The organism is Rhizobium beringeri (assembly GCF_004306515.1).
In the GTDB taxonomy this organism is placed as follows: Bacteria; Pseudomonadota; Alphaproteobacteria; order Rhizobiales; family Rhizobiaceae; genus Rhizobium; species Rhizobium beringeri.
On record NZ_SILG01000001.1, the window covers coordinates 3,398,332 to 3,418,206 of the forward strand.

General features: G+C 59.4%; 20 protein-coding genes and 1 tRNA gene. 7 read left to right on the top strand and 14 right to left on the bottom strand.

What is annotated here, in order from left to right:
- Positions 1-110 precede the first annotated feature (110 nt).
- Entirely contained in the window at positions 111-2,282 is a 2,172-nt protein-coding gene (locus tag ELH03_RS17060; protein ID WP_164902027.1) for an adenylate/guanylate cyclase domain-containing protein, read from the top strand.
- A gap of 17 nt (positions 2,283-2,299) precedes the next feature.
- Here ELH03_RS17060 and ELH03_RS17065 read toward each other — a convergent pair whose 3' ends face one another.
- The 5 genes from ELH03_RS17065 to ELH03_RS17085 form a co-directional block, all read right to left on the bottom strand.
- On the bottom strand, positions 2,300-2,806 hold the full coding sequence (locus ELH03_RS17065; protein WP_128400606.1) for a YHS domain-containing (seleno)protein: 507 nt from the start codon (positions 2,804-2,806) through the stop codon (positions 2,300-2,302).
- A gap of 13 nt (positions 2,807-2,819) precedes the next feature.
- The gene (locus ELH03_RS17070; protein WP_128400607.1) at positions 2,820-3,413 is read right to left on the bottom strand and encodes an ankyrin repeat domain-containing protein; all 594 of its coding nucleotides are present in this window, start codon (positions 3,411-3,413) and stop codon (positions 2,820-2,822) included.
- A 133-nt stretch (positions 3,414-3,546) separates the two neighbouring features.
- A complete protein-coding gene (locus tag ELH03_RS17075) occupies positions 3,547-4,329 on the bottom strand; it encodes a FadR/GntR family transcriptional regulator (RefSeq protein ID WP_128400608.1) in 783 nt (260 codons plus the stop codon).
- A 194-nt stretch (positions 4,330-4,523) separates the two neighbouring features.
- Positions 4,524-5,510 carry a substrate-binding domain-containing protein gene (locus ELH03_RS17080; protein WP_027683286.1) on the bottom strand — a complete coding sequence of 329 codons (987 nt, stop codon included), beginning with the start codon at positions 5,508-5,510 and terminating at the stop codon, positions 4,524-4,526.
- Positions 5,511-5,558: 48 nt separating this feature from the next.
- Positions 5,559-6,539 (bottom strand): NAD-dependent epimerase/dehydratase family protein, encoded by a 981-nt coding sequence (locus tag ELH03_RS17085; RefSeq protein ID WP_128400609.1) that lies wholly within the window; start codon positions 6,537-6,539, stop codon positions 5,559-5,561.
- Positions 6,540-6,797: 258 nt separating this feature from the next.
- Here ELH03_RS17085 and ELH03_RS17090 point away from each other — a divergent pair, with 258 nt between their 5' ends.
- A complete protein-coding gene (locus tag ELH03_RS17090; protein WP_024319323.1) occupies positions 6,798-7,538 on the top strand; it encodes an ATP-binding cassette domain-containing protein in 741 nt (246 codons plus the stop codon).
- Between the two features lie 40 nt (positions 7,539-7,578).
- Positions 7,579-8,577, top strand: a complete 999-nt coding sequence (locus ELH03_RS17095; protein ID WP_128400610.1) for an ABC transporter permease — start codon at positions 7,579-7,581, stop codon at positions 8,575-8,577.
- Positions 8,578-8,635: 58 nt separating this feature from the next.
- Here the strand turns inward: ELH03_RS17095 and ELH03_RS17100 are convergent, their stop codons facing one another.
- The 6 genes from ELH03_RS17100 to ELH03_RS17125 all read right to left on the bottom strand — a co-directional run bounded on the left by ELH03_RS17100 (position 8,636) and on the right by ELH03_RS17125 (position 14,381).
- Entirely contained in the window at positions 8,636-9,667 is a 1,032-nt protein-coding gene (locus tag ELH03_RS17100) for an ABC transporter ATP-binding protein (RefSeq protein WP_128400611.1), read from the bottom strand.
- 13 nt (positions 9,668-9,680) lie between these two features.
- Positions 9,681-10,523 (bottom strand): carbohydrate ABC transporter permease, encoded by an 843-nt coding sequence (locus ELH03_RS17105; RefSeq protein ID WP_128400612.1) that lies wholly within the window; start codon positions 10,521-10,523, stop codon positions 9,681-9,683.
- Entirely contained in the window at positions 10,520-11,443 is a 924-nt protein-coding gene (locus ELH03_RS17110) for a carbohydrate ABC transporter permease (protein ID WP_128400613.1), read from the bottom strand. The genes ELH03_RS17105 and ELH03_RS17110 overlap by 4 nt, the downstream gene beginning before the upstream one ends.
- Before the next feature lie 11 nt (positions 11,444-11,454).
- Positions 11,455-12,702 (bottom strand): ABC transporter substrate-binding protein, encoded by a 1,248-nt coding sequence (locus ELH03_RS17115; protein WP_128400614.1) that lies wholly within the window; start codon positions 12,700-12,702, stop codon positions 11,455-11,457.
- Positions 12,703-12,834: 132 nt separating this feature from the next.
- Complete coding sequence (locus ELH03_RS17120; protein ID WP_128400615.1) at positions 12,835-13,626, bottom strand: SDR family NAD(P)-dependent oxidoreductase; 792 nt, start codon at positions 13,624-13,626, stop codon at positions 12,835-12,837.
- A complete protein-coding gene (locus tag ELH03_RS17125) occupies positions 13,623-14,381 on the bottom strand; it encodes a FadR/GntR family transcriptional regulator (protein WP_128400616.1) in 759 nt (252 codons plus the stop codon). Before ELH03_RS17125 ends, ELH03_RS17120 begins: the two co-directional genes overlap by 4 nt.
- Positions 14,382-14,522: 141 nt before the next feature.
- Between ELH03_RS17125 and ELH03_RS17130 the strand changes: the two genes are divergently transcribed.
- From ELH03_RS17130 to ELH03_RS17140, 3 genes are read left to right on the top strand one after another with little or no spacing between them, the layout of a single operon-like run.
- Entirely contained in the window at positions 14,523-15,668 is a 1,146-nt protein-coding gene (locus tag ELH03_RS17130; protein WP_128400617.1) for a mandelate racemase/muconate lactonizing enzyme family protein, read from the top strand.
- A 57-nt stretch (positions 15,669-15,725) separates the two neighbouring features.
- Positions 15,726-16,592, top strand: coding sequence for a DUF6772 family protein (locus ELH03_RS17135; RefSeq protein ID WP_128400627.1), 867 nt, complete (start codon positions 15,726-15,728; stop codon positions 16,590-16,592).
- Positions 16,593-16,928 carry a hypothetical protein gene (locus tag ELH03_RS17140; protein WP_128400618.1) on the top strand — a complete coding sequence of 112 codons (336 nt, stop codon included), beginning with the start codon at positions 16,593-16,595 and terminating at the stop codon, positions 16,926-16,928.
- A 41-nt stretch (positions 16,929-16,969) separates the two neighbouring features.
- Here ELH03_RS17140 and ELH03_RS17145 read toward each other — a convergent pair whose 3' ends face one another.
- Together ELH03_RS17145 and ELH03_RS17150 are read right to left on the bottom strand one after the other, a co-directional pair.
- Entirely contained in the window at positions 16,970-18,364 is a 1,395-nt protein-coding gene (locus tag ELH03_RS17145; RefSeq protein WP_128412704.1) for an FAD-dependent oxidoreductase, read from the bottom strand.
- Between the two features lie 20 nt (positions 18,365-18,384).
- Positions 18,385-19,188, bottom strand: coding sequence for an SDR family NAD(P)-dependent oxidoreductase (locus ELH03_RS17150; protein ID WP_128400620.1), 804 nt, complete (start codon positions 19,186-19,188; stop codon positions 18,385-18,387).
- A 121-nt stretch (positions 19,189-19,309) separates the two neighbouring features.
- Here ELH03_RS17150 and ELH03_RS17155 point away from each other — a divergent pair, with 121 nt between their 5' ends.
- A complete protein-coding gene (locus tag ELH03_RS17155; RefSeq protein ID WP_128400621.1) occupies positions 19,310-19,555 on the top strand; it encodes a hypothetical protein in 246 nt (81 codons plus the stop codon).
- Positions 19,556-19,750: 195 nt separating this feature from the next.
- Here the strand turns inward: ELH03_RS17155 and ELH03_RS17160 are convergent.
- Positions 19,751-19,827: transfer RNA gene (locus ELH03_RS17160), tRNA-Met, on the bottom strand.
- Between the last annotated feature and the right edge of the window lie 48 nt (positions 19,828-19,875).

The window sequence follows — 19,875 nt, forward strand, 5'->3', positions numbered from 1 at the left end:
GAGAGCATGTGGCCGGCGAACGTGATGCCACTTCGGGCAACTCTGATAGCAACGGCACGGCACCTGCTGTAAGATAACGGTAAGGGATCGGACACCCGGAAAGAGCTGGTATGGAGCGCCGCCTTGCAGCAGTCCTGATTGCGGATGTGGTCGGTTACAGCCGCCTGAGCGAGATCGACGAAGAGGGAACGCGTATCCGCTTCCACACCGACCTCCACGAACTCTTCGAGCCGAAGATTGCTACGCATCACGGCCGCCTGATCAAGACCATGGGCGACGGGATTCTGGTTGAGTTCCATAGCGTGGTGGATGCCTTGCGCTGCGCCGTCAAAATCCAGCAACAAAAGGCGGAACGCAATGCGGCCCTGCGGCCCGAACAGCGGATGTTTTTCCGCATCGGCGTCAATCTCGGCGATGTCATCGTCGAGGGAGAGGACATTCACGGAGACGGCGTCAACATAGCCGCGCGGCTGGAGAGTCTCGCCCAGCCCGGCGGAATTTGCATATCCGGCACCGCATTCGATCACACGGTACACAAGACTGAGGTCGGTTTCTCCTCTCTCGGTGAGCAGCAACTGAAGAACATAGCCGATCCGGTTCGCGTCTATCATGTCCTGTTAGATCCCTCTGAGGCAGGCAAGGTCGTCGCCTCCCGTCGGCCGCGCCGGCGGGCGGTCATTCTGGCCACGCTTGCAGCGCTGCTGATCGCGACCACTGCGATTGTCTTCGCATGGCCATGGCCGTTTGTGCCGCAACGTCCATCTGTCGCGGTGCTTCCTTTCGCCAATTTGAGTAGCGACGCCGGCCAGGATTATTTCACGGATGGCATTACCGACAGCCTGATTGCCGATCTGACCATGCTTTCGGACCTTGACGTCATCGGCCATAATTCGGTGTTTGCATACAAAGGCAAGCCTCTCGTTTTGGCCGACATCGGACGCGATCTTGGCGTACGCTTTGTCGTCGAGGGCAGCGTCCAACGGATAGGCGATCAAATCCGCGTCAATGCGCAACTGAGCGATGCCGCAAGCGGTGACCACCTGTGGGCCAACCGATTCAACCGCGCTGCGGCGGATGTAATGGCTGTGCAGGATGAACTCAGTCGGCAGATCGCCGAAGCACTCGGCCTGAAACTGACTCAATCTGAGGCAGAGCGGATTACCCGTCCGCCGACTGCGAATCTCGAGGCATACGACTACTACCTTCGTGCCGAGCAGGCGACGCGCACCGGCCGCCGTTCCCGACTGCTCGAAGCACTGGCGCTCTTTGACAAAGCGGAGGCGCTCGACCCCGGTTTTGCAGAGGCCTTCGCAGCCGACGCGCACGCGACCGCTTATGTCTGGCGAAGCGCGTACGACGACGTTCTCCAGAGCGCGTTGGCGCGAAAGAGGGCCTACGAGAAGGCAAGTCGCGCGCTGGCGCTCGACCCGGTTCTTTCATCGCCATACGCTGTTCTTGCCGTCATGCAAGTCGTGGACCGCCGCTATGAACAGGCGGTCACCTCGGCGCAGCAGGCAGTGTCGCTTGGGTCCACCGATGCCGAGGCTCATATGGCGTTGGCATACGTTCAATTGTTCTCCGGTAATCATGCCGAGGCCGGCGCGGCCGTCGAGACGGCGCTCAGGCACGATCCGAACCTCTCCGCCATCAACCGATACACTGCTGGCCTGGTTTTTTATTTGCAGCGCGATTACGCGAAGGCCATCGACAGTTTCGAACGCGCGCGCGATGGTTCTCCGGGAAATGGCGATTTCGTTACCCCACTCGCTATGGCCTATGCCCGTGCCGGTCGCCTCGATGACGCCCGTGCGACTGTCGCCGAGGGACTTCGCTTTCTGGCTGGGCGCGATTCTCTGGCGGGCTGGCGTATCAGCAATGCCCACTTCCGCAATGAGCAGGATTTGGCGTTTATCCTCGATGCTCTGCGCGAGGCTGGCCTGCCGGAATGGCCGTTCGGTTTCAAGGGCGACGAGCATGATCGCCTGCACGGTGAAGAAATCGCAAGCACCGTCATGGGCAAACTCCTCCGGGGCAAGACCGAGCCCTCAGGAAGCCCTGCACTCATGCAAATCGAACGCGACGGCAAGTCAGCCTTCCGCTCGGCGACGCAGATGATCACCGGAACGGTTTTCGTCAATGGCGACATGCTCTGCGAGCAGAGCGAAAATGCATTTGGACGAGCCGATTGCGGCCCGGTCTACAGACCTGCAAACTTGCCCGCTGAAACCAGCTATGCTTATGTGAACTCCACCAAGGTCTTCTATTTTTCGCCCGTCAAATAGCCGCGTTCCACGTGTGGTCAGTGATACTGATCCCGCTTGAGATCGGCTACGACCTTCGGCCAATTGCTATCGGCTTTCGGCACTTCTTCCGCCACATGCGCGGCAAACCCCTCCGCCGATCCCTTGTCGTAGATCAGGTAAAGCTTGCCGTCGATGATCTTGAATGCTTCTGGATCGACGTTGATCGTGACCGACCCGAGAGCCACCTCGCCCGCGCAGTAGCCGCCATACTGAGGCGCATATTTGATCGGCTCGCTGATGAACATTTCGCGGTGTTTGGCATTGGCGAAAAGCCACGGCGTCCCCAGCCATTCGTGGGAGAATTCCTCGGAGCCTTTCACCGCTTTGCCTTCGGTGAAATAGGCTACGGGGTCGTATCCCATGATCGCCACGCCGCCGAAGTAGCCCGTGTTTACCGAGTCGTCGGCAAAAGCCCGCGATCCACCGACAGCTGCCAAAGCCAGAAGGAACACCGCCATTGAGCGACCAATTCCTCGCGCACCGCTTCTGGTCCCTGCATACATCTGTGCCTCCTATTCAATCATGGATTTCCATGCACTTCGCGTATTCTTTCTCGCCGATGCGGCTGGCCGGAGGGCAAGGCGCGCCATGCCGCTTGAACAGCCGCACGATGTCCGTGTTGCCCTTCCAGATCGCTCGCGTGATTGGCGTGTAGCCGTGAACCTCGGCATGACCGACGTCAGCCCCCTCAGCGAGAAGAAACGTGGCGAGAGCGACGTGGTTTTCCTCACCAGCTACCATCAGCGGGGTCACACCCGCCTTATTGGCCGCGTCGTCGAGCGTCGCGCCATGGCTGAGAAGCAGCTTGCTGATCGGCAGGCTGCCGGAAAAGGCCGCGGCATGAAGCGGCGTAAAGCCGCCTGAATTCCGAGCCATGACATCGGCGCCTTTGCCGATGAGCAATTCGGCTATGGCAAGCTGGGCTGCGAGCGCGGCGTTGATGAGAGGCGTCGCCTCATCGCGTGCGCGGCTATCGACATCGGCACCGGTAGCCAGAACCTGCTCGACGGCGGCGGTGTTTCCGGTGGCAACGGCATCGAACAAGGGGCTCCCCGCAGCGGCCGTTGTCGCTGTGAAAATCAACGCCACCGATGCAAGCAGCCCACGCATGGTTCAGCCCCCGAAGGTTGCCAAGGAAAATAGCACAAGCCGCGGGTTTTGGGTAGGCATCGAGGACCGTAGGAGCTTGAATCCCCCTCCATCAAGGTATCGGCAACGCGCCAGCCGGACAGGATGCAAAGGTCTATCGTGACCACCGGGCTATGATTTCGTCGGTATTTGCCAGCGCCTTGCGGACTGCGTTGCGCGCCATGTTCGGTCGCTGCAGTCGAATGCTTTTCTCGATATTTTCATGAAGTTTCAGCGCATATCGTAAGTTGTCTTCCTCCCGCGTGACATGGGCGAAGAGGTGGTTCAGCGCCGATTCGATCAACACGCCGAGCGGCACCAGAAGATCATTTCCGGAGGCGCGTAAGATCGCGATGTGAAATCGCGCATCGGATTCTGTTCGCTGCTGGAGCGATGTCGCCTGATCCATGTCATGCAAGGCCTGACTGATCGCGTTCATTTGCTCGTCAGTTCGGCGCTCCGCAGCAAGCGCAGTCGCTTCCGGCTCGATCATATGCCTGAGTTCTTGCACGGCCCTCAGAAAGGATTCGCGATCAGGAGATGCGGCATACCAGCCCAAGACATCTCGATCCAGCAGGTTCCAACGTTCCTTGGGTTCGACCCAGCTGCCGATTTTCGGGCGGGAAGAAAGCAGGCCCTTGGCCATCAACATCTTGATCGCTTCGCGCACCGCCGAGCGGCTGACGTCAAAGACTTCCGACCATTTTGCCTCATTTGGCAGGATCGTACCCGGCGGATAGTCACCGCGCACGATTCGCAGACCGATCTCGCCGGCCAAAGACACATGAACACTCGCCCCAGTCATGCGGGGAGAATTTGGGCGCCTTGTGATGGCCGAGCGGTCAACCGTCACCAGCTCGACCGCAGCCGTTGGCTTTCCCGATTTTTTGTCAGGCATTTATTTCTACTGCCTCAGCATTCTTTCGACTGTCTGCACGTATGATCAAAACAATCGTAATAACGAGGAAGTCGCCTGCGATTGACGCCGGCACAAAGCGCGGAATTCAGGGCGCGTCAAGCCCTGCGGATCTCTCGATCCGTCTCGTGAGGACAGTCGGCGCACCCTTGAACCGGGTGCGCCAAACCGTGAACCTACTTTTGAATGCAGGTGTCGACTGTATCCTTTGTGCACTCATCGAGCCCGGTGAAGACCGGATCTTCAACCGGCTTGCCGGCAATCAGATCCATCATCACCGAAGGTGCCTTGTAGCCCATCTCGAATGGCCGCTGGCCGACGAGCGCAGTCACGAGGCCTTCCCTTGCAATGGCAACCTCGTCGCCGATCGTGTCGGCCGCACCAATGACGAAATCATTGCTGGCGATCTTCTCGGCCATCGGTTTGAACAGGTCGCGATAGGGTTGCGGCGCACCGAACAATGGCCAGCCCCCCATAATGCCGAATGCGTCCATGTCGGGATTGGCCGCAAGAATATCGGTCATTGCCTGAACACCCGCGGCACCGTTGTCATTGGTGAACACCGGGCAGCCGGCAACCTCAGTCCAACCACCCTCGCCTTTCAGCGCGGTCAAGCCCTTCTGGCCAGTGAGCGTGTCGCGCATCCCTTGTGCGCGGCGGAGAATATTGTCTGCTCCCGGATTGCCTTCGATCGTGCAGATCTTACCGCCCTTCGGCTTGGCCTTCTTGATGTACTCCCCGATGCGGGCGCCCATCAGATAATTGTCCGTGCCAAGATAGGTCTTGCGCAAGGCTGCATCCTCGGCGGCGAGATCGGCATCGAGCGTCATCACCGGAACCGTTGGATTGGCCGTCTTCAGGGTCTGGGCGATGAGCTTTGCATTTGACGGCGAAATTGCGATTGCAGCCGTGTCTGCCTTGCCCAACATATCCTGAACGATCTGCGCTTCGCCGGCTTCATCGGATGTCGATGCCGGGCCGGTGTAGAAGCACTCGTATTCCGCCGTGGGGTTCTCCTTGTTCCATTTCTGGCAACCTTGATTGATTGCTTCGAAGAACGGATTGTCGAGGCCCTTGACGACGATGACGAGTTGCTTCTTGGCCAAGGCCTGCCCGGCGGTGAGTGCTAAGACTGCGGCTGTAAGTAGTAATGCCTTCCTCATAGTTTCCTCCCTTGAAACAGACGGACACCGCGTGCCCGCCACACGAAATCAACCCGGATACCAGACGATGCGAGGCTCCTCCTTCGAACGCTCGTATTGCCAGGCTGAGTCGATAAGCATTTCGAGATCGTAGTTTGGCCGCCAATCCAGCAGGTATTTCGCTTTGCTGTTGTCCATCCAATTGGAATGGAAGCGGCTTGGTATATCGATTGAGCCGAGATTGCGCGTACGCAGAAGATAGGCGGCGACTTCAGCATAGTCGACTGGTCGATCCATGCAGATATTGAAGAGTTGCCGCTCCGCCCGGGGGTTATCGATCGCTGCCAGTATTGCCGATACAAGGTCGTCGACATGCACGAAGTTGCGTTTCAGCGGACGCCCGTCGGCATCGAGCAGCAGCGGCACCGTACCCATCGCTGCATAACGCCGCGCCGCGTCTTCGGGAACGAGCGTCTTCCAGTCCGGACCGCCAAAGACATCGTCTCCAAAAGACAGCGAATACTTGAAATCGTCCTTTTCCATGATCCAGGGCGCGCGCAGACAACAGCCATTGAGGCCGTACTGAATGCCAAACTGCTCCAGCATGACCTCTTCCAGGACTTTGGAGAGCGCATAGCTTCCCGGATAGGCGCAATGGCGGGCGTTCTCGGTGATCGGGCCGTCGTGGCGATAGTGGAAATGTCCCACGCCCGCATCACCACCGATCAGGATGAACTGGCGTGCCGTGACGCTGGTACGGAACTCCTCGAGCAGCCAAAAGAGACCTTTGACCGTGACATCCATGACCTCGCTCGGCGTTTCCTTGCATGTGGCGAGATGCACGACATGGGTAACGTCATCTAGCGCCGCTGCCACGACATCGCGATCGGCGATCGAGCCTTGGAAGACGTCGACACGGTCGGTCGCCTCGTACAAACGATTATGACAAAGCGCACGAATACGGGCTTTGGAAAATCTCGGATCGTCAAGCAGCCCAGCAATGAAGCGCCGCCCGACCTTGCCCGTCGCACCGGTAACAAGGATTAGCATGCTCTTTCTCCCCCATTGATAGCTAATATCCAGGCGCCACTCTCGTCAAATGATATTTGTCTGACAAAACAGATTTTTGCGACAATAAGGTCAATGGCCGGGACAATGAGTTGACGCTGTCGCAGGGTTTTGCGTAAATGCTCCCAATCGTTTTTCCTGGAGGATATTGGAAAGGCGAAATCGCCGGAGCCTTGCGTCGAAGACAAGCAGGGTTCGGAGCGATGGATGGCCCGCAGGTTTTGGGAGGCGCGGAGGCTGGTGGCGGTTCTTGAGCTCAGCAATATTTCCAAACATTTCGGTGCCATCCAGGCAGTCAACGATGTTTCGTTTTCGCTCGAAGCGGGACAGGTTGTCGGCCTGATGGGCGACAACGGGGCTGGCAAGTCCACACTGGTGAAGATGATTGCCGGCAATTTTCGACCGAGCCATGGAACCATGCGGCTCGACGGCGCCGATCTCGTGCTTCATCAGCCGAAGGAAGCGCGCCTGCATGGCATTGAGATCGTTCACCAGGATTTGGCGCTTTGCAACAATCTGACGGCGGCAGCGAACGTGTTCCTCGGCCGAGAATTGCGCCGCGGCGTATGGCCTCTTCGCATCCTCGACCACAAGAGCATGTACAAGCGCGCCGCCGAGATATTTCGCGAGCTCAAATCCGAAACACGGGCGCGCGATCTCGTCAAGCAAATGTCAGGTGGCCAGCGGCAAGCGGTGGCGATCGGCCGCACGATGCTGTCTGAAGCGAAAATCGTATTGATGGACGAGCCGACAGCAGCCATTTCCGTGCGCCAGGTGGCTGAGGTTCTGAATCTGATCCGCCAATTGCGGGACCGGGGCATTGTCGTTGTCCTGATCAGCCACCGCATGCCCGACGTCTTTTCGGTCGCCGACCGCGTGATCGTGATGCGGCGAGGCAGAAAAGTAGCCGACAAGCAGATTGCGGCAAGTTCGCCGGAGGAAGTGACGGGACTGATCACCGGCGCCATCGAACAGGTGTGATCGATGCTATCCGTTGCAACAGGAAGGAAGAAGGTCGACGATGGCGATTACACTTGACCAAACGATCGGACAGAAACAACGGAGCTGGCTTGCGACGATCATAGGCGGCCAGACATTCTGGGTTCTGATTGCAGTCATTCTCGCCTGCATTTTTCTGTCGATGGCGACGGACTCCTTTGCGACGGCGAAGAACATCTACAACATCACCCGCAACGTCACTTTCGTCGCCATTATCGCGCTGGGCATGACGCTGGTCATCATCACCGGCGGCATCGATTTGTCCGTTGGCTCCGTACTTTGCCTGTGCAGCATGGTGCTGGCGGTCGTCATGCACGCGGGATACAGCATTGAAGTCGGCATCGCCGCCTCAATCGGTACTGCTCTGTTGGTCGGAGCTTTCAACGGCGTCTTGATTGCCTATCTCGGCTTCCCCCCTTTCGTCGTCACGCTCGGCATGTTGTCGATAGCGCGCAGCCTTGCGATGGTTGCGTCCAACAACACTGTCGTTTTCCAGTTCGGACCTGATCACGACAAACTACTGGCGCTGGGTGGCGGCGCCTGGGTTTTCGGCATCGCCAATCCAGTGCTTTACATGGTCGTGCTGGCACTCATTACCGGTTTCGTGCTGCGCTGGACCAAGTTCGGCCGCTATGTCTTTGCCATCGGCGGCAATGAGCACGCCGCGACACTGACGGGTGTTCCCGTGCCGAGGATCAAGGTTATCGTCTATATGATTTCTGCCCTGTCGGCCGGGGTTGCCGGCATCATTCAAACCGGCTGGCTCGGCGCCGTCACCACAAACATCGGCGCCGGGATGGAACTTCAGGTCATTGCCGCCGCGGTTATCGGCGGCGCCAATCTGGCCGGCGGCGTCGGCACCGCCTTTGGAGCCTTGGTCGGCGCCGCACTTATCGAGGTCATCCGCAACAGTCTTGGCCTGCTCGGCATCAACGCATTCTGGCAAGGATGCTTTATCGGTGGAGCAATCGTGCTCGCCGTCCTTTTCGACCGACTTCGCAACCTACGACAGGGCGAGTAGGCGAATCCGGCCCTTGAGAGACGTCTGCGGTTCGCGCCCGCGCCAAGAACGACCGTGTTCAGTCTGCTTTTGTTGTCTGCCCATTGCCCTTGAAAAAGTGCACCTTCGAGACATCGGCGGTGAGTCCTATTTGGATTCCTGCTTTCATGTCATGACCGTCGTGCAGGACGAGGCAATCGTGCCCGTCCGGCAGCTTGACGTGGAGCAGCGTTACCGCCCCGGTATATTCACAAAGCCCGACGGTTCCGCGCAGCGTCCCGTCTCGAGGCTCCACGACCGTCAGATGCTCCGGCCTTATCCCGATGGTCTCGGCGGCGGCATCCACTGCCGTTGCGCCTGTCAGCAAAGGCGCGATATCTGCAGGGAGCAGATTCATTTTTGGGCTTCCGATGAATTGCGCCACGAAGGTATTTGCCGGCCGCTCGTATAGGTCCCGGGGGGAGCCGACCTGCTCGACACGGCCGTCGCGTAGAACCACGATCTTGTCGGCGAGCGTCATCGCTTCGATCTGGTCGTGCGTTACATAGATCATCGTCGTGGAGAGCCGCTTGTGTAGTGCGGCGATTTCAGAGCGCATGTGCACGCGCAACTCTGCATCGAGGTTCGACAGCGGTTCGTCGAACAGGAAGACATCAGGATTTCCGACGATGGCCCGGCCGATCGCTACGCGCTGCCGCTGACCGCCGGAAAGCTCGCGGGGGTAGCGATCGAGCAATGCTTCGAGCTTCAGCGTGGCGCTGGCTTCATCGACACGCCTCTGGCGCTCCTGTGCCGGAACTTTGCGGACCTTCAGCCCGAAACCCATATTGTCCCGGACGCTCAGATGCGGATAGAGGGCATAGGATTGGAAGACCATGGCCACGCCGCGTTTCGAAGCCGGCACTTCGTTGACCACCCGGCCGCCAATCGCAAGTTCACCGCCGCTGAGATATTCCAGCCCCGAAATCAGCCGCAGCAACGTGGACTTGCCGCAGCCCGACGGACCGACGAATACGACGAACTCGCCGGGATCGATCCTGAGATCGACGCCGCGGATGACCTCGACGGCGCCAAAGCGTTTTTCGATGCCTTTAAGCGATACACTGCTCATGAACGAAAATTCCTCATCCCTTCACGCCTGATAGCGCAAAACTTTCGATGATCTGCCGCTGGGCGATCAGATAGACGATCAGGATCGGCACCACGGCAAGGCTGGTAGCGGCAAGCTGCAGGTTCCACAGCGGTAAGCCGTAGCTGTCGTTGAAGTTCGACAAGGCCAAAGGAAGCGTGAACATGTCGAGCGAGCTCAGAAAGATCAGCGGCTCCAGGAACAGGTTCCACGAGAACAGAAAGGTGATGATGGAAACTGCAGCCAGGGCCGGGCGTGCCATCGGCAGCGCAATCTTCCACCAAACGCCGAAGCGTGAAAGGCCGTCCATCTTGCCAGCCTCTTCCAGTTCCTTGGGCAGGGCCAGGAAATACTGGCGCATCAGGAACGTTGCCATCACCCCATGAGGGCCGAAGGTGGGCAGCAGGATCAGCGGCCAGTGAGTATCCACCAGGCCCAGCCAACGCATCAGGAAGAAGTTCGGAATGATCGTCACTTCCTCCGGCACCATGAGTGCCGAGATCAGAAAAAGCATCAGCAGCCCGGCACCGGCAAACCGCATGCGCGCCAGCGCATAGCCGGCCAAGGACGAGATGATGAGGGTGAGCGCCGTCACGACGATCGCGATGTAAAGCGAGTTGAAATACTGCCGCGCGAACGGCTGGTATGTGAACACTTCGACGAAATTCTGCCAGCGCCAGACGCGCGGAATAAGCGTCGGCGCACCGAATATCTCGGTTACGCTCTTGAAACCGGCAGACACCATCCAAACGAATGGGAAAACAAAAGGAATGGCGGCGATCAGCAGTGCGATCGTCCAGCAGGCGCGGTAGAGGATCTGGATTTGGCGCTGGGTCACTCCGATCCCTTTCTCCGCAGCATCACCTGCACCAGGGTCAGCGCCATGATCATCACGAACATGATCATCGCGAGCGCCGAGGCATAGCCGACATTGAAGAACTTGAAGCCCTGCTGGTAGATGTAGAAGGCAAGCACCAGTGTGCCGTTTTCCGGGCCGCCACCGGTCATCTGGTATATGTGATCAAAGACCTTGAAGGAGCCGATCGTCGTGATGACCATGATGACCAGCGTGGTCGGCGCCAGCAACGGCCAGGTGATCATGTTGAAGATCTGCCGGCGTGAGGCGCCCTCCAGGCGCGCTGCCTCTTCATAGTCCCGCGGGATCGCCTGCAGCGCCGCAATGTAGAGGATCATGTTGAGGCCGACCATCTTGATGACGCGGGTGACGATGACCGCCGCCATGGCCCAGCTCGGTTCACGCAGCCAGTTTGGACCGGTGATCCCGACCAGCGCCAGCACCTGGTTGATGAAACCGCCTTCTCCCTGCAGCAGAAATTTCCATACGATCGCCCAGGCGATGGCCGAGGTGATGACGGGAGCGAAAAACACCGTGCGAAAGAACACCACCCCGAAGAACTGCCGGGAAAGGGCGAGCGCCAAGGCGAGCGCGAGCGCCATGTTGAGCGGCACGAGACCGATCGCGAAAATAACCGAATTGCGTACCACAAGCCAAAAGTCAGGGTTTTCGAGGAGCGCATTCTGAAAATTGGCAAGGCCTACGAAGGTGGCCTGCTGGCTGAGCAGGTTCCATTCGGTCATTGAATAATAGACCACTGCGCAGAGCGGACCGAGGAAGAAGATGAGGAAGCCGATGAAGGTGGGGCTGACAAACAGCCACGCCTCCATCATCTCTCTCATCTTCAACGTCAGCCAGGTCTTTTGGCCGGTTCGAATGGAGTTATGAACGGTATCGGCCATCTTCGTTCTGATCAAAGCAGCGGCTGGATTGCCGCGCAGATGCCCTTGATGGCCGCATCGACATCGGCATCCGGCTTCCACAAGGCATCGACGCGAGGCGCCATGGCGGCAAGGATCTGGGGCGCTTTTTCGTTAGCCGAAACCACCCGGCCCTTTTCTATAGCGGCAGCCACATTCTTCATCATCTCGGGCGGCACGAGCTTGTTGCCGTTGATGAATGCATCGGCCTGCAGAACGCTCTTGCGGGCGGGCGGGAAGAACTGCGCCATGGTGGCGACGTTTTCCTTGTTGGTCATATGCGCCACGAATTCCGCGGCGATTTCCGTATTCTTGCCTTGGGCGAACACAACAAGGCCGGCCTGGCCGATAACGGGTGACTCTCCACCTGGGCCGGTGGGCAACGGTGCGATGCCCCACTTGAAGCCGGCTTCCGCCATCTTCGAAGCACGGGAAATCTGGTTGACCGTCATCGCCGAATTGCCGGAGAAGTAATCGCCCTGTTCGCCCGGCGGAACGATGGACTTGTCCTTGAAGACCATGTCATGCAGCTGCTTGACCGCCTTGACCGCTTCGGGCTTGTCGAAGCCGCATTCCTTGTTCGACCAGATATCGCCACCATAGGCGCGGATTGGCGGCAGAAGGGCATGGGTCATGCGAGAGGCATAGCCTTCGCCATCCTTGAACTCGAAGCCCCATTTGCCGGGATTGGTTTCCGCGAGCTTCTTGGAGACTTCCCGGAACTTGTCCATGTTCCATTCGCCCTTGGCGGCGAGCGTCAGCGGATCTTCGAGCCCGGCTTTGTCGAACATGTCCTTGTTGTAGTAGATCATGAAAGGCGAGGTGGAGAACGGAATGCCGTAGACCGTTTCATCCTTCTGCCAGAGGCCCATGGCCGGCTTCGAAAAATCGTCGAAATCATAGCCTTCCGCCGCCTTGAGCGTCGGGCCGAGATCCATCAGAAGATTGGCGTTTTCGAAAGCCGGAGCGGCATCCTCCATCATCCAGGCTATGTCGGGAGCATTGCCGCCGGCGATCTGGAAGGTCAGTTTCTGCGTGTAGTCGTTGACCGGCACGGTCTCGAACTTCACGTTCACGTCGGGATGTGTGGCTTTGAAGCTCTCCGCAATGCCATTCAGCATCTTCAGATGAGCCTCGCTCCCGGTCCAGACCGTCATGCGGAGATCCGTCGCGAAGACGGCAGACGTCGATATGCACAATGTCAACGCGGATGCTGCGATACCTGCTAGTGCGGCCTTCATGATTTCCTCCCTTTTTGGTCGTCGGCGATCAGCCTTCACCGAATGAATGCAAACGGCATTCGCCCGGCGTTTGGCTGCAAGCTGCGGCGGGTGGTTCCGCCGCATGATCTCGAAAACCTTGCCGCAGGTCGCTCACCCGGCAGCGTGCGGAAGGCTCCCGGGCGCGTCTCCGATCGACCATCCTCCGTCGACCGGGATATTTGCACCCGTAATGTAGCTGGCAGCATCGCTGCACAGAAAAACAAACGCCCCAACCAGATCCTGCGGCTGGCCCGGCCTGCCCATAGGGATCTTGGCGGCAACCGCTTTGCGGAACGCCGGGTCGCCGTAGCGCGCGGCATTGGCTTCGATCTCGATCGCACCCGGCGAAACCACATTCAACGTGACGCCGCGATGGCCGATCTCGCGCGCAATTGACCTGATCGCGGTCAACTGCGCCGCCTTGAGCGACGCATAAACAACCGTTTCCGCCCGCGGCCGCACCGCCATGATACTGCCTGTGGCGATGACCCTGCCCCAGCCCCGCTCGGCCATCGGTGGAACCAGCTTTGCCATCAGCATCAGCAGCGCCGAGAAATTCGATGCCACATGGGCGCTGACATGCGCCTCATCGAATTCCTGCCAGGGCCGCCGATGTTCGATGGCGGCATTGGCAATGAGGATATCGATCGGGCCGTGTGTTCCGAGCACTTCATCGGCAAAAGCCTGCGTCGCACGTCCGTCGGTGAAGTCTGCTTCCAGTACCGGCGCTGTGCCGCCGGTCGCCCGGGCGACCTCGCTCGCGCCCTTCTCATTACCGAAATGATGCAGGATCAGTTCCGCTCCATGCTCCGCAAGGCCAAGCGCAACAGCCCGGCCGATGCCGGAACTGGCACCGGTTACCAGCACGCGCCGGCCTTGCAGTGAGAAGCGCGCGGCGCTCATCTCTCGGCATCTTTCAACTTGTCGGCCACCTCGAGCGAGGCAATGTCGGCAGCTTCGAAATGCTCCCGGATTTTTTGCTCGGCGAGGTCGGCATCACCAACTGCAATTGCGTCGTAGATCGCCTGATGCCGGTCAATCGTTGCCCGCCAGTCAGCGTCGCTGCGATTGGCGCGACGTGAAAACAATTCCGACACCTCGCGCTGCACGGAACGCATGCTCTCCATGTGCACGCGGATCATGTAATTACCCGTCGTCACGGCAAGACCAAGGTGAAACAGGATGTCGGCGGCGGTAAAGCCGGAAGGCTCCTGCACGGAAGCCAGCATGCCAGCCAAACCCTGCCGCATGATATCCAGACCTTCCGGATCGCGACGTTCGGCGGCGAGCCGGGCAATTCCCGTCTCGACGACGCGACGCATCTCATTGGCTTCGCGCAGCCGCTTGAGACTGGAGCGAACCGCGTAGCCGTAGATTTTGTCCATCGATTCGCCGCTCAGTGCCTTGGCGCGGGCAACCTTGCCTTGTTGGGTGAAGATCAGCCCGGCTGCCGTCAGCTGACGAAGCGCCTCACGGGCGATCGGCTTCGACACGCCGAACTCCCTGGCGATCTCCCCTTCGGGCGGCAGCGGCTCGCCGGGCGAGATGCGTCCATCAAAGAGCGCCGCGGCAATCGCATCGGACACCCCATCCGCCAACCGCGAAGGGTTAGGCGGCTTGGCGGTGAAAACGGGTTTCCTTTCGGGAATTTCACTCATCTCGGTCCTCATATTCACAAAGCTAACATGCAGTTTCCAACTTAGCAACTAGGTTTATCAGTTGCCAAGTCGCCAACATCTAGCTAGGAATAACAGACGCGCTCCAGAGCAGCGAGCAAAACATTGGGAACGAAAGAGCCGATGGATTCTGTGCAACATTTGGCCGGACAGACGATCCTCATTGCAGATGTCATCGCCCATCCGCTCAGCCAGACGCTGCCCAAACCGACCATCACGTCCTGGGGCACCTATCACAAGGTCTCGATGGTTCTCGTCGAGGTACGCACCGATGCCGGCATCGTCGGCGTCGGTGAGGTGCTGGCCCGGTTTTCGCCCAAGGCCTATGCAGAACTGATCGAAACCTCGTTAAAACCACGGCTGATCGGACAGGACGCACGCAACATCGGCGCGCTCTGGCAATCCATGCGGCGCTCGCTGTCAGGCCGCGCCGGCGGCATGCTGATCGAAGCGATCGCCGGCGTCGACATTGCGCTGTGGGACATCATGGGCAAGGCCGCGGGCATGCCGATCGCCAAGCTGCTTGGCGGCATCGGCCAGGAAACGATCAATGTCTATGCCGCCGCCGTAAACTGGGTCGACGATGCCGAGGCGGATCGGGAACTGGAACGCTATATCGGCGAGGGATTCCCGCGCATCAAAGTCAAGATAGCCAATTCGGTCAAGGATGCCTGCCGGCGCATCGAACGACTGCGCAAGCGCGCCGGCGACGATATCGAACTCTGTGTCGACGCCAACTGGGCCTATGATCTGGACCAGGCGATCGAAGTCGGCAGGGCACTGTCAGCCAACGGCTACTTCTGGTTCGAGGAGCCACTCGCGCCGGAAAACGAGCAAGGCTACGAAGAACTTCGCAAGCGCTGCGACGTGCCACTCGCAGCCGGAGAGAGCAACTTTACCACCGATCAGGCGCAGCGTCTCGTCGCCAACCGCACCCTTTCAATCCTGCAGCCAGATGTCGCCCGTGCCGGCGGCATATCCGAAACACGGCGCATGGCCGACTATGCCGCCCTGCACGATGTGGGCTACGCCCCGCATATCGGCATGTCCGGCATTATCTGCGAGACGGCCAGCGCGCATCTGGCGGCCGCCCTTCCGAATTTCCGGGTGATGGAATGCGAATGCGATCTTAGCCCCTTCAAGCGCGACCTGGCCGATCTGGCACCCGGCTGCTTGCGCCAGAAGAATGGCCAGCTCGACGTGCCGACACGGCCGGGTCTCGGCATCGAAATCGATTGGGGCGCCGTCAAACGGCTCCGCATACAATAAGGTCAACGCCATATGACGACATCAGCCCCCTCTTCCACAGCGGACATAATGGAAGCCATGAGGCTCGCCGTGCTTCGCGCAGATCCGGCGCTCAGCCGTTTCGATCCTCTGCCGCGCATCCTGTCCTATGACGATTTTTCGCGTGGGCATTGCGGCTGGTCACAGTTGGTCGGCAATTACGAGGACAGCCTCGACGTCATGCTGCCCGGCTTTGCCCAGCACTCGAGCGCCATGCTCTCAACTCTCGGACATTGGGATGCAGGGTCCCACGGCGGCATGGATTCGTCCTATGCGCTAAAGATCGCCACAAAGGCAAAACCCGGTGCGCAGAACGTTGCAATCAAGCGCCATACCTTCCGCAAGCGCGGGCCGATCCGCTTCGAGATTTTCTTTACGTTCAAGCCGGAGGCGACGGAACTGAAACTATCGGAAACCGACGTGCGCTCGATCGGCTTCCTGTTCGACCTGCAATGCGGCGATCGGGACGGAGACGGCGAGCGGGTTATGCCACATCTGCGTTTTCTCAATGCACTCGACGGCAAGCACCTGCAGAAATGGCAGTACAAACGTGAGACGACGTCCTTCACCGCCATCGGGCGGGAAGACAAGACCGTAAGCCACTATCACCTGGCGCCCGAAGGCTGGCTGGACCTGCCAGATGGTGAACAACGGCTCTGCTACAACGAGATCCCGACGAAGGTGAACTGGAGCTATATGCGCTTCGATTTCGACCTCGCCTCCATGAAGGCGACCGGCTTGCAGTGCAACGACCGGAATTTCGATGTATCCGGCTTCGAGTCGATCCGGATTCCGGCGATGAAAAACCTCTGGTGCATGCTGAACTTCTGCCTGTTCGCCGAGACGGATGTTGCCAAGCGCGCCTTTCTCTACGTCGATTCCATCTGCATTTCAGGGGATTTTTAAATGCTTCCCGAAAACATCACGGCGGTGATAACCCGCAATGAGCGCTGGAGCGGTGACGCCGCGAGCGAACCCTATGAGGCCGGCTGGGCGCATGAAGCCGTGTTCTTTATTCGGGCATTGAAGCCTCCCGTCGGCACTGCACCCAAGGGCTGGGTGGAGATCTCGCCTGACGGCATGCACTGGGTTCGAGAAGGAACGGAATTCGCCATGCCGGGCGAACAGGACGGCATTGCCGTGGCCCGGCTCAACGCCTTCGGCAATTGGCTGCGCGTTGCCACCCGCTTTGCCGATGGCGCTGAATGCACCGTGCTAGTGACCCTTCATCTGAAGGCTTGATTTGAGAAAACGCGGGTATAACTTCCCGCTTTCTTCTTCCGTCAGCCAAGATAGGCGCCCTGGGCCAGAAGTTCCCTTCGCAAATCCGCGTAGTCGACATGCCGGGGGCTGGCCCTGTTGCCGACCGAAAGTGCCGCGGCAACGCCGGCCGCCTGGCCGAGCGCAAAACAGGGCGGCATGACGCGAATGGCGCTCAGCGCCTCATGCGTCGCCGAAACCGCGCGGCCGGATACCAGCAGGCCCTCATGAATGCGCGGCAGCATGACCCGGTAAGGTATCTGGTAGATATTGGCGGCATCGAGCCCCGCGCCACCGGTACCACCGCCAGAGCCTGTTGGGTCGTGAATATCGAGCGGATAGCCGCACAACGCCACGACATCTTCGAAGGCGCGGCCGGAATGCAAGTCTTGTAGCGTCAGTTCATAGGCGCCATCGATCCGTCGGGTTTCCCGCACGCCGATCTGGGTTGCCGTGTCCCGCAGTTCCACCTGTTCGAAGCCGGGCAGATTGTCACGGAAGAACTCGAGCAGCGCCACGGTCTGCTCCCGACCTTCGACCTCGGCAAGCGAGAGCTCAAGAGCGTCAGCGCCATTACGGCGCAACACGCGGCCGGTATTGATGCGCCAGACGCCAGGTTCCATGGTCTTGTAGAGACCGATGCCGCGGCGAGGCGCGGGAAAGCGACCCTCTGCCGTCGCCTGAGCGACGATCGAGGCGAAAGGAAGAAAATCCTGCGGATGCGCGCGGATGTAATCCTCCACCACCTGGTCATCGACGTTCTGCACGCGGAAGAACAGTGTCTGCGGCTGGGAAATGCCATCACTTTCCCGCCCCTGACGGGTATGGACTCCTGCATAATGGGCGACATCGCCGTCGGCCGAGCAATCGACGACAACCTTGGCACGAACGCTCCTCAGCCCGCCCTTGCCGGCGCAAACGACACCGAGCACCCGGGGATTGTCCGCATCACGATCATCGACGATGGCATCGACGACCATGGTGTGCAGCAACAATTCCACTCCCGCCTCGACGCACATGCGCTGCGCCGCGACCTTCGCCGCCTCAGGCTGGAAAGGTGTCACCTTGTCGTGGCCGTAGACGATGAAGCCGCAATAGGCCGAACCTGCCGGGATCGTACTCGGATGCAGCGCGCCGCCGAGCGCCATCATCCGCTGAACGAATTCTTCGTAGATGCCACGGATCAGTTGCTGGCTGCCGTCGAGCGAATAGGAGGTCATGCAGGGGCCGACGAGGCCCGCCGTCAGGTTGCCACCGAGGAAGCCGTAGCGCTCCACAAGGCGTACCCGCACGCCAAGACGTGCCGCCGCGACCGCGGCCGATAATCCCGATGGTCCGCCCCCGATGACGAGCACATCGACATCATCGAGTTCGGGAATATCGGCCGAATAGGCGTAACGGCGGGCTGTCTGCTGCATACTTTTATCCCCTCCCTGGTCTAGCGGAACATCGATCCGCCATCGACATCGAGCGCCGCACCGTAGGTAAAGCTGGCTGCATCCGAGCACAGGAACATGATTGCCGCCGCCATGTCCTCCGGCCGCCCCATGCGCCGCATCGGCAGATTGCCGGCGATACGGTCCTTCAGCGACTGGTCGATATGGGAGTGCATCGGGGAATCCGTCGGCCCGGGGTTCAGCGCGTTGATGCGGATCTTCTTGCCCGCAAGTTCCCGCGCCACCGACTTGACCATCGACAAGGTCCCGGCTTTCGATGCCGCATAGGCGGTATCGGCAATCAGCCCGCCGCCGCCATGCACGCCGGCATCCGAGGCGATACAGACGATGTTGCCGCCATCGGGGTTGTCGAGCATGCGCTTGACTGCGCCCTGCACAATGAAAAAGGTGCCGAGCAGATTAACATCGAGCACGCGGTGCCAATGCGCCCGATCCTGCTCGAATATACGCTTGGCCGTGATGATCGCCGCACACGTCACGACGTTATCGAGACGCGCGAGATTGGCGTCACAATAATCGAAGGCCTTGTCGATGCTCTCCTGATTGCTGACATCCACCGTCACGGTATGAACAGCCGCGCCGCCACTGCGCAGTTCCGCACCGTAGCGCTTCAGCCCCGCCTCATCACGATCGGCCATGACGACTTCCGCGCCCTTGCTGGCAAAGGCCCTTGCCGTTTCAAGACCCATTCCGCTCGCTGCGCCGGTGATAAGGACGGTTCGGCCCGCAAAACTATCGTCGGAAAAAGTAGCATAAGTGCCAGACATCGTCGCGGCTTCCTTCATCAAGGGCAGCCTAAACAACCACAGTAGGTCCGCCTCATATTGCTAGCAACCTAGCAACTATGTTATATAGTTGTAAAGCGCAATGTGGAGGCGATCCGCTGTCTGGAAGCGGAGTTTCGCGATGGCTTCGATGGAAGCTGCAACAAGCCTTGAGCGGTTTATCGCCGCAGTCCAGAACGACTTCGAAGAGAAGCTCGCGGCCGTGAGATCGACTCGGAGGCCAAACGCAAAAAGCTCCTCGACCGCGATGGTCGAAGAGCTTAAGGGCAAATTCGCAAGTTTGTATCCGGTTGTCTGTTTCAGGCTTTGTAGTTTTCTGTCCCGCTGCGTCGGCTTCGCCTTCTTGCTGGCCCTGAAGAGGCGTTAACTCCTCGAGCCAGGTCTGGAAACGCAAAAAGCCCGCCGGAGTGGCGGGCTTTTGTGTCTATGGTCGTCTATTTGGAATTTGGTTTCTAGGGCAGGCTTTGGCCCGTTCGGGTCTTAAAACAGTCCAGTGGACTGTTCGATTGCCCGCCGAGCGGGCTGCTCCACGAGGAGTGTTTTGATTTTTGGAAGGAAGGTTTGGTTGCGGGGGCAGGATTTGAACCTGCGGCCTTCAGGTTATGAGCCTGACGAGCTACCGGGCTGCTCCACCCCGCGCCATGTGCAAATCGCTGGGATTTGCTGCAGTATTATAACACGAAAGGC